Annotated in this window: 10 protein-coding genes and 1 pseudogene; 7 read left to right on the top strand and 4 right to left on the bottom strand. The window is 53.7% G+C overall.

All coding sequences use genetic code 11. The features are described from left to right. Window positions 1-12 precede the first annotated feature (12 nt). The 7 genes and pseudogenes from HUU46_09200 to HUU46_09170 all read left to right on the top strand — a co-directional run bounded on the left by HUU46_09200 (window position 13) and on the right by HUU46_09170 (window position 7,152). Window positions 13-759: a molecular chaperone TorD family protein gene (locus HUU46_09200; GenBank protein ID NUM53804.1), complete on the top strand. Its 747-nt coding sequence runs from the start codon at window positions 13-15 to the stop codon at window positions 757-759. A gap of 6 nt (window positions 760-765) precedes the next feature. Beyond that, the gene (locus HUU46_09195; protein ID NUM53803.1) at window positions 766-1,560 is read left to right on the top strand and encodes a hypothetical protein; all 795 of its coding nucleotides are present in this window, start codon (window positions 766-768) and stop codon (window positions 1,558-1,560) included. A 170-nt stretch (window positions 1,561-1,730) separates the two neighbouring features. Continuing rightward, window positions 1,731-2,177 (top strand): hypothetical protein, encoded by a 447-nt coding sequence (locus tag HUU46_09190; GenBank protein NUM53802.1) that lies wholly within the window; start codon window positions 1,731-1,733, stop codon window positions 2,175-2,177. A gap of 306 nt (window positions 2,178-2,483) precedes the next feature. Next, on the top strand, window positions 2,484-3,512 hold the full coding sequence (locus HUU46_09185) for a DUF3179 domain-containing protein (protein NUM53801.1): 1,029 nt from the start codon (window positions 2,484-2,486) through the stop codon (window positions 3,510-3,512). 97 nt (window positions 3,513-3,609) lie between these two features. Then, window positions 3,610-4,182 carry a class I SAM-dependent methyltransferase gene (locus HUU46_09180; protein NUM53800.1) on the top strand — a complete coding sequence of 191 codons (573 nt, stop codon included), beginning with the start codon at window positions 3,610-3,612 and terminating at the stop codon, window positions 4,180-4,182. 609 nt (window positions 4,183-4,791) lie between these two features. Continuing rightward, window positions 4,792-6,318 (top strand): annotated as a pseudogene (locus tag HUU46_09175) (IS21 family transposase). A 75-nt stretch (window positions 6,319-6,393) separates the two neighbouring features. After that, complete coding sequence (locus HUU46_09170) at window positions 6,394-7,152, top strand: ATP-binding protein (protein ID NUM53799.1); 759 nt, start codon at window positions 6,394-6,396, stop codon at window positions 7,150-7,152. Window positions 7,153-7,867: 715 nt separating this feature from the next. Here HUU46_09170 and HUU46_09165 read toward each other — a convergent pair. The 4 genes from HUU46_09165 to HUU46_09150 all read right to left on the bottom strand — a co-directional run bounded on the left by HUU46_09165 (window position 7,868) and on the right by HUU46_09150 (window position 16,047). Then, window positions 7,868-10,771 (bottom strand): DUF4968 domain-containing protein, encoded by a 2,904-nt coding sequence (locus HUU46_09165; protein ID NUM53798.1) that lies wholly within the window; start codon window positions 10,769-10,771, stop codon window positions 7,868-7,870. A gap of 52 nt (window positions 10,772-10,823) precedes the next feature. Then, complete coding sequence (locus HUU46_09160; protein ID NUM53797.1) at window positions 10,824-11,534, bottom strand: hypothetical protein; 711 nt, start codon at window positions 11,532-11,534, stop codon at window positions 10,824-10,826. 214 nt (window positions 11,535-11,748) lie between these two features. Then, a complete protein-coding gene (locus HUU46_09155; GenBank protein NUM53796.1) occupies window positions 11,749-13,929 on the bottom strand; it encodes a hypothetical protein in 2,181 nt (726 codons plus the stop codon). Window positions 13,930-14,007: 78 nt separating this feature from the next. Beyond that, window positions 14,008-16,047, bottom strand: coding sequence for a multicopper oxidase domain-containing protein (locus tag HUU46_09150; protein NUM53795.1), 2,040 nt, complete (start codon window positions 16,045-16,047; stop codon window positions 14,008-14,010). Window positions 16,048-16,562: the final 515 nt, after the last annotated feature.

Here is a 16,562-nt window from a genome sequence, read left to right as displayed (position 1 = left end):
GAGAGAGACCTTGTGACCGTTTCACTTTCGCGTAGCGCTATCTACGGCGTAATAGCGGCTGCGTTTCGGCATCCAGAGAATCCACAGTTCCGCTCGCTGGAAGATTTATTCGAGCTCGATGCCTTTTGCGATGCAGCCCGCGCCGCAGTTGATGATCGTGCCGAACAGTTGGTCAATCTCGCGCGTGCCTTACATGATACGACGCAGACGATGAATCAACAGGCGCGCATAACGGAATTCATCCGGCTGTTCGGTCACACGTCGCGCGGTGTGGTTCCGCCTTATGAAACTGAGTACGGGTCCGGCGGGCCATTCTCCCAACCGCAAGAAATGAGCGACATTTCCGGGTTCTTCAACGCGTTTGGACTGGTGCTAGACGCGGCCCAACACGAACGTTTCGATCATATTTGCTGCGAACTCGAGTTTATGTGCTTTCTGTGTGCAAAGCAGTCACATGCGCTCGACGCAGGCCATGACACTGATGTCGCCGAGATCGTTCGCACACAACGCATCTTTCTTCGCGATCATCTCGCGCGATTCGCCCATACGTTCTTCATGCGCGTTACAAAAGAGTCATCGGGCACATGGCACGGCGCCGCGGCCGGGCTCGCTTTGGAATATATCGAAGCTGAGTGCCTTAGACTCTGCGTGGCCATCGATCGCACCTACTTACCTCTGCGTCCAGTCGATTCCTTTGATGTGCCAATGGCGTGCGGCTCATGCGCACAAGAATGCCCGACGGAACGCTTCGAAGAGTGACCAGTAATGCAGGGTACCCTCACACCGGAAATCGAATCCGCAATCGCGGCACAAGAACGTTGTGGCAGTTCGTACGTTCAATGCGATCCGCAACTCATTGAATTGACCGTACACGCGGCCGTTCGCGGCGCTGCACTGGAACACGAATACCAAGACGCCCGCGAAGCTTGCTACGAATCGCCGGACAGCGAAGCGCGCGAGCGTGCATTCGTAGCATTGAACCAAGAGTGGTTCGCGCGCCTTTGCCTTGCCGCCCCAGTCTTGAAAGTCATTGAAGAGTGTCCCGACGTTTCCGCGCGTACCGCGCGGTGCATCCTGGCGCCCGCCTATCGCGCGCGTGACGAATGCGCAGAACTGTACGGACATACACCATTGCCCTGTGCTGGCAAGCCAACAATGGTGATTCGGCTGCGCCCAGAGTCGTTTGCCCGACCTGATGAGATGACTGGATTGCTGCGTCACGAGCTCATGCACATTAGCGACATACTGGATCCCGCATTCGGCTACGATCCATCGCCCCAGCAGTTCCTGCACGATGACGGCGTACCCACGGTTCTACGCGATCGCTACCGCGTATTGTGGGACACCTACATAGACGGTAGATTGGTCCAAGAAGGGCGCGGCGCGGGAATTCCCTACGAACGACGACGAACCGAGTTTTGCCTGGTTTTCAAAATGCTCGATCCGCTCAACATCGCAGCATTCGACAAGGTTTTCGGCGCGGTGGAACTGACCCATCGACAAATATTGGAGCTTTCGCGCAGTCCAAGAGCAATTCTCGAAATCGACGCCGAGCGATGAAAACTGAGTCTGGGCAAATTCAATTCTTGCGCGTTCCACGGTGTAGTTGCTCTATCGCACGCCAGACGGACCCGCGCGCAGATATTCTGATCGGGCCGAAAGGTAGTGTGTGTTCAGTGGCTTGTTTGTGTGCTCAGATTTTGATCCTCTGTTTCATATCGATCGCACACATGAACTGTGACGTTCAGCCCCAAGTCGCTTCCAAACAAATTTCCGACAGTCCAGCCGGTAGTGCTGAGATGGTGGATTCAAGTCTACAGGCGGGATCGGATCCGAATCCGACCCATCTTAAAGACAATGGAACTCACCTTAACGACAATTCATCGTTTATCGATGAGTGGCCATCCGACGTGCCGGTGTACCCGGGACTCAGCGTGGTTTACTTGGCAAATATGAAAGATACAATCTCAATTCAGGCTACTGCGGACGATGCGCACGGCAAGGTCGCCGCGTTCTACCAGACAAAGGCGGCTGAGACCGGTTGGAAGCAGGAAACGACAATTACAGAGAAGCAAATGGTACTGCTGAACGTTGTAAAGACCAAGCGGAAGCTTTCCATGGTCATCACTGAGCGGGAAGGCGGAGCTACCATCGCGCTCACTCTAATACACAGCTGATTTGCCCTGAGTGTAATCTTAACCCAAGCGCGGACGGCAATCCACACGCGAGAATCGATGCACGTGTTAGTACCAATCATCGGTAGCACCAAACGTCGATTCTAATGCCAATAATCGGAGTCGCGCGACCACTTGGCTTCTTGGCAGGATGTTGTCCGAATCTTCTGAATGGTAATGATCGAGCGCCCGACGCTGGTATGCCGTATACTCGTGTCTTAACCAGCACATTTCTTTTTACGAATGTTAAGGCAGAGCGTCAGTCGTCCCCAAAGAGCCAGGCACTGGTGTGAAGGAGGAAATTGGCCGATGCGATTCCAGATTCTTGCGAGGAAGGGAGTAGTGATTGTGGCGAGTCTCGTCCCGGCAGGACATTTTCTCGTTGCAGTTGCCGAGGAAAAGAGTATTGCTGGCCTGCTTCAGCGGCCTGACCTCTTCCAGCCTTTGACCGAACCTCCGTGTTCTTACTGCTCCAATCAAGATCGTAAGAATCTAATTGACCGAGACGATCGCGTAATTGCCTGGATCAGGGGCGCACATAACGGTGGCGCGGTTCCGATCCGCCACTTCTTGTCCGCGCCGCGCGTAATCAATGATACCTACGGACTCTTTTTTTACGATCCCGACGGCGGTTATGTCGCGGCTTACAAGAAAGACTACGGTTACAAATTCTACGGCTGGCTCAACGGCGTCATGATTGTCGAGGGTCGCGACGGGACGTTATGGTCGGCGCTTCGAGGAGAGGCTATCAAGGGGCCATTGAAGGGAAGCCGTCTGGAGCGCATCCCAAGTTTCGTCACGGACTGGGGATACTGGAACATGCTGCATCCGGAGTCGACCACGTACGATCTTTTTGACGGAAAGAAATACCCGCAGGCAGCGCTGCCAACGGACATCAGCGCGGACGCGCGCGAGACAATCGGTAAGGCCGATCCGCGTCTCGACACAATGGCAAATGTACTTGGCGTTGAAATTGGAGGCGTCGTAAAGGCTTTTCCGCTTAACGACAAGATCGAGCGCGCTTGCTATATGGATGAGGTCGGGGGAGAGAAGATTTGCGTTTTCTGGTACGCCCCGACCCACACAGCGGTCGCGTTTAGCGTGGGCCTTGAGGACAAGAATCTGACGTTCTATGCCGATGATATTTCTCCGGAGACTGCACCAATCAAGGACAACGAGACGGGAACCCGCTGGTCGCTCGCTGGTCGTGGCATCGATGGTGCGCTTCGTGGCTCTGAGTTGCGTTGGATAAACTCAATTCAATGCCGCTGGTACGCGTGGGCTGCCGAGTATCCGAATTGCGAGGTGTTCGGTCAGGCTACCTCCGGACACCCATGAACATGGCAGAACGCGCACGAGACTGCCATGAGGCCCGTGCTCAAGCAATTCTCCACTAATTGCAAAAGGTGTTGAGCATCTGACTGAGAGCATGCTAATGAAACTGCGTGAAAGCGGAATGCCGGAGGAGACGTACTGGGAATCGCTCTTCGATGTGCGAACGATCCTGGACTGGCTCGGATTCGACGCTACGCTTAAGGACGTGGTTGAACTTGGCTGCGGTTATGGAACCTTCACGCTTCCGATAGCACAGCGCATTGCCGGTACCATAACGACCACAGATATTGATCCGGACATGGTGGACAGGACCGTTCGCCGGGTCAGCGATGCAGGGCTGTCAAACGTCATCTGCCGCGTGGCAGATGTGCTGGAGGATGGCTTTGGTGTCGCTCCGGAATCACAGGACGCATGTCTGCTTTTTAACATTCTCCACTGCGAAGATCCCGTCGGGCTCTTGACGGAGGGGGCGAAGACTGTACGGCCGGGAAGTGCCGTATTCGTTATTCACTGGCGCCATGATCCGACAACGCCTCGCGGACCCAGCATGGCAATTCGCCCCAAACCGGAAAGCATTACAGCTTGGGCTAAAGAAACCCAATTGTTGCAAAGGTTCGGTGAAGTCCTTGATTTGCCCCCTTGGCACTACGGGATTCGCTTTATCCGGCATTGAGCTGTCCGTGGCGGTCAAAAAGTGCAGCGGGAGGCGGCTGAGATGTGCAGCGCCCGCTGACCCCGAGCACTTGGCTTCTGAACAGGTGGTCGCCAGCACAGCAACAATATGTGAACCCGCTTTTTTCTTTACCAGATCAGTTTTCCGTGTGCTCGTTCGGCAATGAACACGTGGTGGCACCGGCTGCAACGTCGTTGGATGACAATGTCCCGACTGCGCCAACTAAGGTGTGCGGTGACCGGCCTGCTTCGTAGCCCTCTGCATTTCGGACAATCATTTCGACTAATTGTGGACGTTATCCGAAATTCTGCATCCTCATATCGTCGTCTTGGCATCGGATTCACCTTACACGGGGAGCTGCGTATTCCGGAGCAAAGCGCGGGGTCATTCCGGGGGAAAGCGCGCAGTGATTCCGGTCCAATCCGCGCAGCGATTCCGGGGGCGCGCGCGGGTCCGTTGCGGAGTAATCCGCGCACTCATTCCGGACCCGCGCAGGGCAGCAGGGCATAGACGACGCGGGACAGTTTCCAACCTTAATCGTATCGTGGGCCTTTTTGGTCATGACGACCAAAAGCCAAGGAGGCCGCGATGCCAAGGGAGAGATTGTCCATGCGCAAAATTCAGGAAGTGCTGCGACTGAAGTGGGAAGGCGGCTTGAGCAATCGGGCGATTGCGGAGAGCTGCGGGATCGGCGAGACCACGGTGCGGGAGTATCTTCGCCGGGCAGTGCGGGCAGGGTTGTCGTGGCCCCTGCCGGAGGGAATGAACGAGACCGGCCTAGAGCAGATGCTCTTCTCGGCGCCGCTGTCCGAAGGCACGCCGAAGCGCCCCACGCCGAACTGGCAGGAAGTCCATCAGGAACTCAAAGGCAAGGGTGTGACCCTATTCCTGTTGTGGCAGGAGTACAAACAGGCCCACCCCGACGGTTACCAGTACAGCCAATTCTGCGAACACTATCGTCGTTGGTCCGGTACCTTGGAGGTCTGGATGCGCCAGACGCACAAGGCCGGCGAGAAGATGTTCGTGGATTATGCCGGTCGAACGATGCCGGTGGTGCGGCAATCGACCGGTGAAGTGCGGCAAGCCCAAATCTTCGTCGCGGCGCTGGGCGCGAGCAACTATACCTACGTGGAAGCCGCGTGGACCCAAAGCCTGCCCGACTGGATCATGGCCCACACGCGCGCCTTCGCGTATTACCAAGGGTGTCCGGCTTTGGTGGTCTGCGACAACTTGCGAAGCGCCGTCTCGAAGGCGTGTCTGTACGAACCGGACCTGAACCCGACCTACCACGCGATGGCGCGGCATTATGGCGTCGCCGTGATGCCGGCGCGCTCGGGAAAGCCCCGCGACAAAGCTAAGGTCGAGAATGGTGTCCTGAATGTGGAGCGGCAGATTCTGGCGCCACTGCGCCGCCGCACATTTTTCTCTCTTCAGGAACTGAACGAGGCCCTGTGGGAGTTGCTCGAGCAGTACAACGAGCGTCCCTTCCAGAAACTCGAAGGCTCGCGCCGCTCGCTGTTCGAGTCGCTGGACAAGCCCGCATTAAAACCCTTGCCTCTCGAACCCTACGAGTACGCGGAATGGAAGCATGCCACGGTCAACATCGACTACCACATCGATGCCGACGGCCATTACTACAGCGTGCCCCATAACCTTGCCCGGCAACGCGTCCATGTCCGCATGACGATAACGACCGTGGAGATATTCCACAACGGCAACCGCATTGCCAGCCACCTGCGCTCGTACCAGAAAGGCCGCCACACCACCATTGACGGCCATATGCCCGAGCGCCACCAAGCCCACCACGGCTGGACGCCCGAACGCATCTCCAACTGGGCGCACAAATTCGGCGACGCCACCGCCGAGCTCGTCGAGCGCATCATCGAATCTCGCGCACATCCGCAACAGGGCTTCCGTTCATGTCTGGGACTGTTGCGATTGGGCGAGCACTTCGGCGCCGAGCGGTTGGAAGCCGCTTGCGTGCGCGCCCTGGCGATCTAATCTCCGTCCTACCAGAGCGTCAAGTCCATCCTCGAGAAGGGTCTCGATCAACGGCCGCTCATGGCCGAGGAGCGCGATGCGGTCCTCATCGAACATCCCAACATCCGAGGTCCTCAGTACTTCAACTCCAACTAAGCGCCGAGGGAAGTCTCGCGCGGAACCGTCTTTCGCATGCGAGCTTCCCGCACTCAAACCATCAGGAGATTACGTATGCTCAACCATCCCACCGCTGACCGGCTCCGAGAACTGAACCTGCTCGGCATGCTCGCCGCCTGGCAGGAACACCAGGAGATGCGCGACATCGCCAGCTTGAGCTTCGAGGAACGCTTCGGACTCATCCTGGATCGCGAGGCCACAACCCGCGCAAATCGTAGACTCGTTACGCGACTCAAGCGGGCCAAGCTGCGACAGGACGCCACGCTCGAAGACATCGACTATAGCGCGCCGCGCGGCATCGACAAATCGCTGTTACTCTCCCTGGCAAGTTGCCAGTGGATACGCGAACGGCACAACTGCCTCATCACCGGCCCCACCGGGTCGGGCAAAAGTTATCTCGCCTGCGCACTGGCCCAGAAGGCGTGCCGGGAAGGACACAGCGCGCTGTACCTGCGCGTTCCACGGCTCTTCCAGGAACTCACCATCGCCAAAGGCGACGGAAGGTACACCAAGCTCTTGGCTTCCTACGCCAAGACCCAGCTTCTCCTCTTGGACGACTGGGGAACAGCGAGCCTGACGGACGAGCAAAGACGGGACCTCTTCGAGGTCATTGAAGATCGCTACGATCGCCGCTCTACACTCATCACCAGCCAGGTTCCGATCAACAATTGGCACCAAGTCATCGGAGACCCCACGCTCGCCGACGCGATCCTCGACCGTCTCGTTCACAATGCGTACAAGATCAATCTGCAAGGAGAGTCCATGCGGAAGAAAAAGAAAGGCTTGACAGACACCAACCCCAAAAACAAATAATCACCCGTCTCGCGTCGCTACGCTCCGATGCCTGCGCGCCTCCGGATTCCATGCGCGCCTTGGATCGGAACTCCCGCGCGGATTCCTTCGGAATGCCTGCGCGCTTTCACCGGAATATGCATGATGAGTTCTTCGACCACTAAGAACGCAAGTTCTACAGGCACTTGGTTGGGACATATACCCTAAAAGTTATTGAGGCCGAGATACTGCGAAAGGTTCTGATTCACTCCCAGCGATTCAAAGAACCTCATGGTCGCTGAAGCGGGGTTTTACACTCCGCCATCATGAAGTTTCGCAGGGCAATGGATAGCTCCCACCACATTAGTCAAGTCTACCGCAAAAAATAGAACAGACTACTCAAAGATCACTGATGGATGGGCACTCTGTTTCTTTTGCGATCTCCGCAGATTGATCTGTCTCAGATACTTCAACTACGACGCAAGCAACGTCGGTTGGGTTTTGCCCTGTACCATCCAACGTCGCGGTCTCTACCTTGTAACGCGCGAAATAATTGTGGTGTTGGAACCTCGGTACTGCACGTCGCACCCTCAGTAGACCCTTCGTTGGAGGCAGTGTACCGACGAATTCGGTGAACCATCGTGCGAAAAGCGCGTCTGATGTCATTCAATGTTCCTTTCTATCGGTGCGGCAAAGTCAAGTGGCTTGCTCTCAAGCCAGGGCAACTTTTCAACTGAGCATTAGAGGCTGTAAGTGACTATGAATAGATCAGCTCGATAGTCACATCGGAATGCGTATCAAACACTTTTATAAAAGTCGCCTTCAGGGATCTGTTGAAATAATAACAATTTGTCTCTGAGTTGAAAAGCACATGACTCGAACCTTCATCAGTTTGTTCTTCAATGCGCGTCACGCTGGCTACAGGGCCCCAGCCAATTTGAATAGATATCGGATCTAACGGGTCAAGGACCGCGATAAAATAGAAAGGCTCCAACGGTTTGAAACCGTCCTTTAACCTCAGTACGTGAATAAATCGTCCTTTCGCAGACCTCTTATGCGACACCTCGACAATGCGCAACTTGCCATCATTTTCAGCACCCAAAGTTTCGCCATCGTCGAGAAAAGTCTTGCGCGAGCCGCTTCTTCCCGAATAAATGGTGAAAGTCAATGGATTTATGTCTCCCTTCGAATAGCGTTCGCCCACAAATTGCTCAAGTTCACGGGTTGCTAATACGGCCCCCTCGCGAACATAGATCGGCACAAAGTTTGGATATGATTCTTCCGCACGGTTCCACGGCGAGTAATAGCTAAATTGAACTCCTCCTTCAATCGGTGGATCGAGCGGAAATCGGTTATCTTTGAACGCATACCATCGGGTATCGGCCGGAAGGTAAACGGGGCGCTCCATGCGGTCACCTGTCACCCATTGAGGCAGTACAATCGGTGCGATTAGAAGGTCATGTCCCAAGAAGAACTGGTCATCCAACCGGCAGTTGTTGTAATGAAATCCGCGGCCGTTTCCAGACCAATACCACCAATCGTGACACTCAAAGACCGCCGGGTCTTTCGATTCCCAGAACAGAGGCCGGACAATGGGAGCGCCGTTCTCGTGATTTTCGTGCATGGCGTCGTAGAAAATTTGAATTAGGCGGTAGCGCAGTTCAATGACACGCCGGCAAACCGCGGCGACGGGGTCCCCATATCGATACGGCTCTTGCTTGGTCTTATTCCCATAGTGCCCATAATGGTTGCGAAACCATGGAAGGAAGGCGCCTGCACAAGTCCAGCGTACAAGCAATTCTGCTTCGCAGTCGTTTCCTCCGAATCCGCCTATATCGGCGCCGCAAATTGGTTGCGCCGACAAGCCCATGTTAAGCACCTGAGGTATATTGGCGATCACAAACTCCCATTCCGAAACATTGTCGCCGGTCCAGACTGCCGCATAGCGGTGTTCCCCGAAAAAACCTCCGCGCGCAATGATAAAGTTTCGAAGATTGCCGCGTAACCTTTCCAGACCTTCAAACGTTGACTTGACCAAATTGAAACTGAACAGATTGCGCGTCTTCGCAAATGGTAATTTTTGAGATGGCATCGGTACAGGGTTGAAACGACTTTCCTCGTTATCCCAAAGTGAGCAATCCATAGGTATGGATCGATACGTCCCGTCTCCTTCCATGCACGGTGTTGTCATGTCTTGCCAGACCATGTCCAGACCCAAATCCACCCAAAAATGGTACAAGTCCCCCCACCACTTTTGAAATTCTGACTTGCCAAGGTCTGGGTAATTGCCCGTCGCGATGCGATCCCCGCCATAATTTACCGTGCCGACAAACGAACCATTGGCACCCCCACCGCCAACGCGTAAATCCGATACTAAGCTTCCCAGAGCGCTTCCGGTGTCCAGGGGTTCATAAGGACTGGCTTGGCCGTGTTCATCCTTCATGTTGCTAATCAGGGGCGTGACGTTTGTACTGAGTTTATAACCACTCTCGTGAAGTTTGCGGAAAACATCTCTGGCGTCCGCAAACCTTTTTCTACTCACGGAAAAGTTGCGGTATTTGTCCTGAATGTCAATGTCAATATGCAGGCCATCGATTGGAATACGATGCTCCCGATACTCTTTCGCTCTTTCTAGAAGTTGATACTGATCATTGTAATTGGGTCCGTACCCGCCTTGATGAAACCCAAACACCCATCGCGGTTTGAGGCGCGGTTTCCCGGTAATTTTGGTGACTTCATCGAGAATCTCCGCATGCGTTGGTCCGGTGAAGAGATAGTAATCCATTTCGCCGTAGAGCGCGCCGAAGTAGTATGTGTCCCCCCAATCTGGATGCCCGCCGCGCAGGTTTACGAAGGATTGGCAGGTGTTGTCAAAGAGGATTGCAGTTGTGTACGGTGGGCCATGAAACTCGCCATCCGGCGCGGGATTGACGTCCAACCAGAAAGGCGACGATTGATACAACGGCACATTGGGATTGAGTGGCCCGGCGTTTTCCCCCTTCGGCGCCGTCAAACCTCTGTTTCGGTAACCGAAATTGTCGAAATTAAAAAAAGTCATACGTGCCGGTTTCCGGTTGTCGGCGGCCCCACTGAGCCATCCAAAATTCCCATTAGGAACAGAGCCTTCCCGGAAATGCCAGTCGGGCACTCGACGCTTGTCCAATGTCGTACCGGCCTTTTCGCCGAAGCCAAAGTAACGCGAACCCAACGGCGCCTTCTTGAAATTCGCGACGACCTGCTGGTCCGGAATGTAAACCAAATTAAAATTATCCGTATCAGAATGAATTAATTGACCATCTCGGTAGACCATGAGTTTGTAGTGATCCAGGGCGATGCGAAAAACGACCTTGCCGGTATCTATCGTAAGAACTCGCGCATCTTCACTAATCGTCGCGTCTGTCTTTTCAATCCTGTACGTCTTTATGACCGGAGAACGTCTTTCCTCGAATACATGGTCTGGATTGGGATCGAAGCGGACGCGACACGCGGTCGGCGATAATAGAGAGAAGATAAGGCTGTGGCCAGTGGCTGTTCGAAACACTACAGACCGCAAGTCAGTGTGAACCTCCTCTGACCAGCTTATGATCTCACCAACGGGCTGCCAGTAGACTTGCGTCTCGGGATCAAATTTGTCACGAGGTACGTAATTGTAATCAGCCATTGTGTCTCGTTCCTTTTGCAGGGAATGCTATGCCCGGTTTGCATGCCTTGTATTAGGAGGTTTGCGCATGCAATTCGACGGCCAGCCAAATGCAATCCGTGTCGCCGTAATACCGGTGCCAAGGATATTTCCACGATCCGTCGCCAGAGATCGCCGCGAATGTGTGGTGTGTCAGGCCTGGACCCATAATGACATCCTCGTAAAGACTGTGTTCGTCATTCTCGTGGAACTTTTGCATGCGCCCAGTCCCGAAAATCTGTGTATGCACTTCGAGAAACTTGTGGCCCGTGTGAATGACACAATCGGTGTTTCCGGGGCAATACCACAGATTTACCTTCACATCGAATGGGATTGCTAATGATTCGGATGGAGACATCCCCGCGAGGCGGCGTGGATCAATCGTGACGGAACCAACAGGATCCTGCGAGGAAACATACAATGGAATATCGCGTGGAAAAGACGGCTCCCGGTCGCCGAACCATTCCCATTTAGGACCAAGGACAACCCCCCCAATGTTCGTGCTCTCGAGAATCCGAAGAACAATCAAAGAATCGGCGTTTCGGAGAAGCGCATGCTGCAACACGGTCGAAGTCCAAGGCCTGATAATCGATGGAGCGTCCGATTCCACGAAGATGGGCGAAGCTGCCACGTTGACGATGATGCATCGTTCGTGTACAGGAAATTCGCCACACTGATTTATCCATTGAGCATCTATGTGGCGATCAGAAAATGACAGCCGTTTTGATTCACCTTGCGTGGCCACGGTCCATACCCCCTTTTTATGAGATTAAGACGTTTATCAAACCATGCCTTTACTTTTTCCCCTGAAACAATTTGGCGTGCCTCGCGGCGCTGTCCCGAATACAGGGTCAACCCACTTTCAGAACAAATCCCAACGTGGTCGTGCCTCTCTATTCTCCGAGTCTATGTCCTTCAGCCTCGTGGGGCGGAGCAACTCTATGGCGCCCATTCCTAGTTTATCGGTCGCTCTTCGCTTTCTTTTGCGGTGTGCGGTTGAGGTACAACATAACTTCGGTATCGTCCGCTTCGTAATAGGTCAAGACGCGATAGGGAATCGTGACGAAATCCGGCACGCCGTCGTTATCAAAGTCGTCCACAATCACCTGCGCGGTCGATACTGGCGACGCTTGTTGGCGAATGAATTTACTGGCTACCAGATCCTGAACCTTGTAAATTTGCACGCCGCAGTACGGCATTGGCCCTCGAAGCCCAACCAGGCATTCATCCGTACCGTCGCCATCGAGGTCGGCCATAGTAATATCGTGGCCAGGACCCTCTCCGCGGTTGTTAAGCGGCCCAAATACGTCCAAAGACTGACGACTCCATGTAATATTTTCTAGCCCGCCGCTCACGTCTTTCATATATACAGAGAGCAGATTCCCGTGAAACGGCTCGGTGGCGACTATGTATGCGCAAGGATCCGGACCGTACCTTCCGATATCAACGGCGCCACTCCCTTTCCAATTATTCGCCGTTACATTGATCTGGCCTAGTTCACCCGTGCCGAGGTTTGACAGCGCCCACTTTTCACCATTGAATCGGAGCCACGAGATTCCCTCTTCACTAGCGGTCAACACCGAGTCCAGGGCCACCCCTTTCACGGTCTCCATGGGTAGGACGGCGATTTCATGAATAACGCGAAGCGAATTGTCCGCCTCTTCTGATGGCCATTCGGTTACGGTTGCCGGATCGTCCGGCTTGCTGAAAACCAAAATGGATATCGGATCGTGAATTTTACCGTCTGGGCCGCCGACAACGGGCACTGCCATCAACTGCAGTGTGTCTGTTTGGGTGAAGTTTCCAAATGCCAAACGGTGCGTGGCCATTAATTTTCCAATTTGGAAACGTTCCCATGGTTGACACGGTTCGACAAACCCCGGGTTTCGGAGCCAGGCAATCGTGCCGTTATCGGGGGTACATCCAAATATGCATGTCCCGTAATCGTAGCAAATGGCCAAGTCAACTCTGCCATCCTGGTCAACATCAGCGGCGTCTAGAGCGACGGGAACGTCAAACATACCGATTAGATGTTTGCGCCAACTAGGATTCTCAAACCATGCGACTTCCGCGAACGATTTACCTGGTTCGCCAAGTCCAGAAGTGACTAGGTCTACCTTGCCATCGCCATTAAAGTCCGATGATAAGGCGAAGTACGAATCCGATTTCTTGTCTGTCACTTTTACCGCGTCGAAAGCTGCGATGAGACCGGAGGAAACGACATATTCTGGAAGACCGGCCGAATTCGATTCGGGTTCGCACGCAGCAAAATTGATCGATCCATTCATGGTTATCCCATGTACCGGGCAGTAGAAGTCGATCTTGTGTTTATCCGACGGAATTCTAACGAGTTTAGCGCGCAAAAAAATCGTCCCTCTTGAATCTGATTCCGAATTCTCCTGCGTTTGACCTTCCTCCACATCAAATGGGACATCGGACCCTAGAATCTCGAAGCACTCCCGGTCGTTATTCCAATTCGGAAAGCGGACCGCGTGCAACCCCGGGTCTCGGTCAGCGATATTTCTCCAAATAAATTCGTCTCCCACTTCAACTCCATCGACGGTCTTGGGAGTGAATAGTTGATTGGGTCCATCGGTTACCGCTTCAAAAACGTGCAGCTTCGCCTGTCCGGGTGGCGTCGGTGGGATTGGAGAGGGTGTAGGCGCAGGCGGCGCGGGAGTCGGCGGCATTGGGGAAGGGGGAGCCGGCTGCTCATTCGATTTGAGAACAATGCTCGACATCATACTAGGATGAACTTGACATTCATACTCAAGCGTTACACTTCCACCCGGTACGCCTCCAGCAGTTTGAAATAAGGCTAAATCAAATAGCACGGTTGAAGATTGCTTTGGCCCGGATTTGGTCAAAATTCGCGTATCGAATATGCGCGTGTCATCTGGTAGTTTTCGTAAACTCCGCGCGGAATGCTGCATGTCCGATTTGTTTACCCACTTAACCGACTGGCCAACGATCACCTCCACCGGCTCCTGGGCGGTCTTACCTTCTTGTACGAACTTCGCGTTAGCCCCAGGGCCAATTATGTTGATGGTAATAATGTCTTGCCCACTGGCCACAAAAACTCCGCATGGCACTAGCGTCAAAAAGACTACGGTGATTTGCATGAGAGATATTGATTTCACGAAACTCTCCCTCTCCTATGTATGTCTGTTAGCGTTGCCATTCGCCTAACCGGTCAAGACTGGGCTTCGTATTTGGCACTAATTGGAATCAAGCACCTGTGTGAGACAATCGATATCGGTGAAAGGTTCGTCGGCTACGGATTGCCAGCGAATCTTCCCTTCGGCGTCAATGAAATAGATACCATGTAGGGCCTCTTTATCGAAGCATTGTTGCGCGCGAAAGACCGTCAAACTCTTATCGGATGCCAGCACAAAGCCAGATGCAAATCGCTCGCGCCATTCTTTGTCCATGTCAATACTGATAAGGTCCGGGCAAACCGCGAGGATACGCACGTCTCGCTCCTTGAATTCAGCGAAATCTGCGGCTAGGAGGTTGATTTGCCGGGAGCAGTGAATGCACCAAAACCCTTTGTGAAGCACCAACAACCACTTTCCGCCGAGAAAATTATCGGGCTTGACCGCTTCGCCAGTGGCCATCGTGACAGTCCAGTCTGGCACAGAAACGGGAAGCCTCATAAAACCGCGCGTGACCGTCTGCAACATAGTGGCGTTCTTAGGGTTTCTAATTCGAACGACCTGCATCATGCCCCGGTCTTCGTGATCAAGATTGTGACAATGCAAGACGGTATCACCGTCGAAGTGTTCATAGCGGGTTCTCAACCTGACTCTTTCCCCGTCCCCAACGAAAATAGTGTCGCGCCAGACCCAATTCTCCGCACCGGTGTCAGGGTCGTTGACAAGCACTTGAAACGGATTGACATGAATATGAAAAGGGTGCGCATCGAAGAGAGAACTAACATTCCATTCCTCAACCGTGCTTAACTCAACAACATGGTCCGCCCTGCCTGGATCGAATGGCTGGCATTCGATGTCAGATTGCATCCCAAACCGTCGCAGCCGCAATTCCCGCGGCGGCCCTACAATTTCACTGTCCGTTATTGGCGGAAGACTTGCCGGGACATACTTAGCGAATGACCCTGGTTCTGGTAACGCCATGTCATTCGGTTCTCCTTGGACGGCGATACGTGCCAGTATGATCTTAGGGACCGCCCGTCCCTTGATTGCGCGCGAGACGTTATTCACCTCGCTGGTCAGATAGTATTCACCCGGGGATACGGGGGCCTTAACCAGAACATCAGCCCGGTACCCAGGCTGCAGCTCTACATGCGAACGGGCGGTCATCGTTCCTGTGGCGATGCCGTCTAACGCGATCTCGTGAAATTTAACGGGATCAAAACCCAAGTTGATTGTTTCTTCCAGTCCGGCATGGATAAGGCGCCACCGTTGCACTTCGCCGGGACGCATGGTAAGAGTCGGCGTCACCTCGCCATTAATGATAGTGACGCGGAAAATGTTGTTGCCGGGTTTGTAGATCGATCCGGGCGTAATCTCAATCACACCGTTGGTATCAACATCATCCGGAAGATTTAGCTGTTGAAAGACCATTACCTTTTCTTGGACGCCAGCCAATTCAGGAGCGCCGTCTAATCCGCCTTCCACAATGAGCGCCCCTGACATGCCGCTGGCCATCTGCAACGCAACGGATCCATGTTTGTGCGGGTGATACCAGAAAGTCCCTGCGGGATGGTCTTTTGGGATTTCGAAACGAAAGTCGAAATACTCCCCCGGTCTTATATCCAGAAACACATTGTCGCTCTCGCCCGTGGGAGAAACGTGCAGTCCATGGGTGTGGATGTTGGTAACATTAAAGCCATGAGGTTCAGTTGCGACATTGGGAGCAGACTGTGTTTCGCGCGGAAGGGCGTTCGTCAAACGAAGTTCTAGCGTTTCTCCGGGCTTGACTCGAATCGTCGGCCCAACGAGTTTCCCATTATACGAACGGTGGAGGAGTCTATAAGGGCCTACGGAGTTTACTGCAAACTCCACAACAAGCTCCAACGCCGTGCGCCCTGATTCCGGCTCAATCTCCGGTATTGCCTGGAAGGGTACATCCCGAGATTTCATTAATTCCGCATCGTGTTGATTGATGAAATTCTTTTGAACTTCATCCTCACCGAAGGCTGTTTGAGAGGCAATGAAGTAAAATAGCAAGGCAATTGGGAATAGGAAATCTCGAGATGCAAGGTTGTGAGTTCGCAATTTAAATGAGCACTTCACCGAGACGCGGTATCCCTATGGCTTATTTCGCAGATAGTGCCACCGTGCCACCTTGTAGCCTCAACATTAAACCGCACCAGGTAGTTGAACCTGTGCTTTATACTACTTCCTATATTACATTTCGGCAAGTGCTTTTTTTTAATAAATTAGGGGCTTTGCCCCACTAAGGTCGCAGCGAGGTCTAAATTGTTGGTGCACTGCGTAGGAATCGCGCCTAGTCTGGGTCCTGCCTCTGAGCGACATGGTTTAGCTGCTCCCCGCATTGTCGCCGCCAACGGACCCCAAAAGGCCAACGCCAGGGACTTCCCTTTACCATGAATCTCAAATTTCTTTATAAAAAGCAGTTTCCTACAAATGGGAGAGGGCGGGGTCGTCGGCGGCCCTCTCCGAATCCTCGCCGGAGCGGGTACCCCCACTGCATATTCCGATGCAAACGGATCGGTGATTCCGAGCGAAACCGATCGTCAATTCCGATGGAAACCGATCACCGATTCCGATTGAATCCGATCATCGAT

This window comes from Candidatus Hydrogenedentota bacterium (genome assembly GCA_013359265.1).
GTDB lineage: Bacteria > Hydrogenedentota > Hydrogenedentia > Hydrogenedentales > SLHB01 > JABWCD01.
The sequence above is the reverse complement of the archived record's forward strand: the minus strand, read 5'-3'. Positions and strand labels throughout refer to the sequence as shown.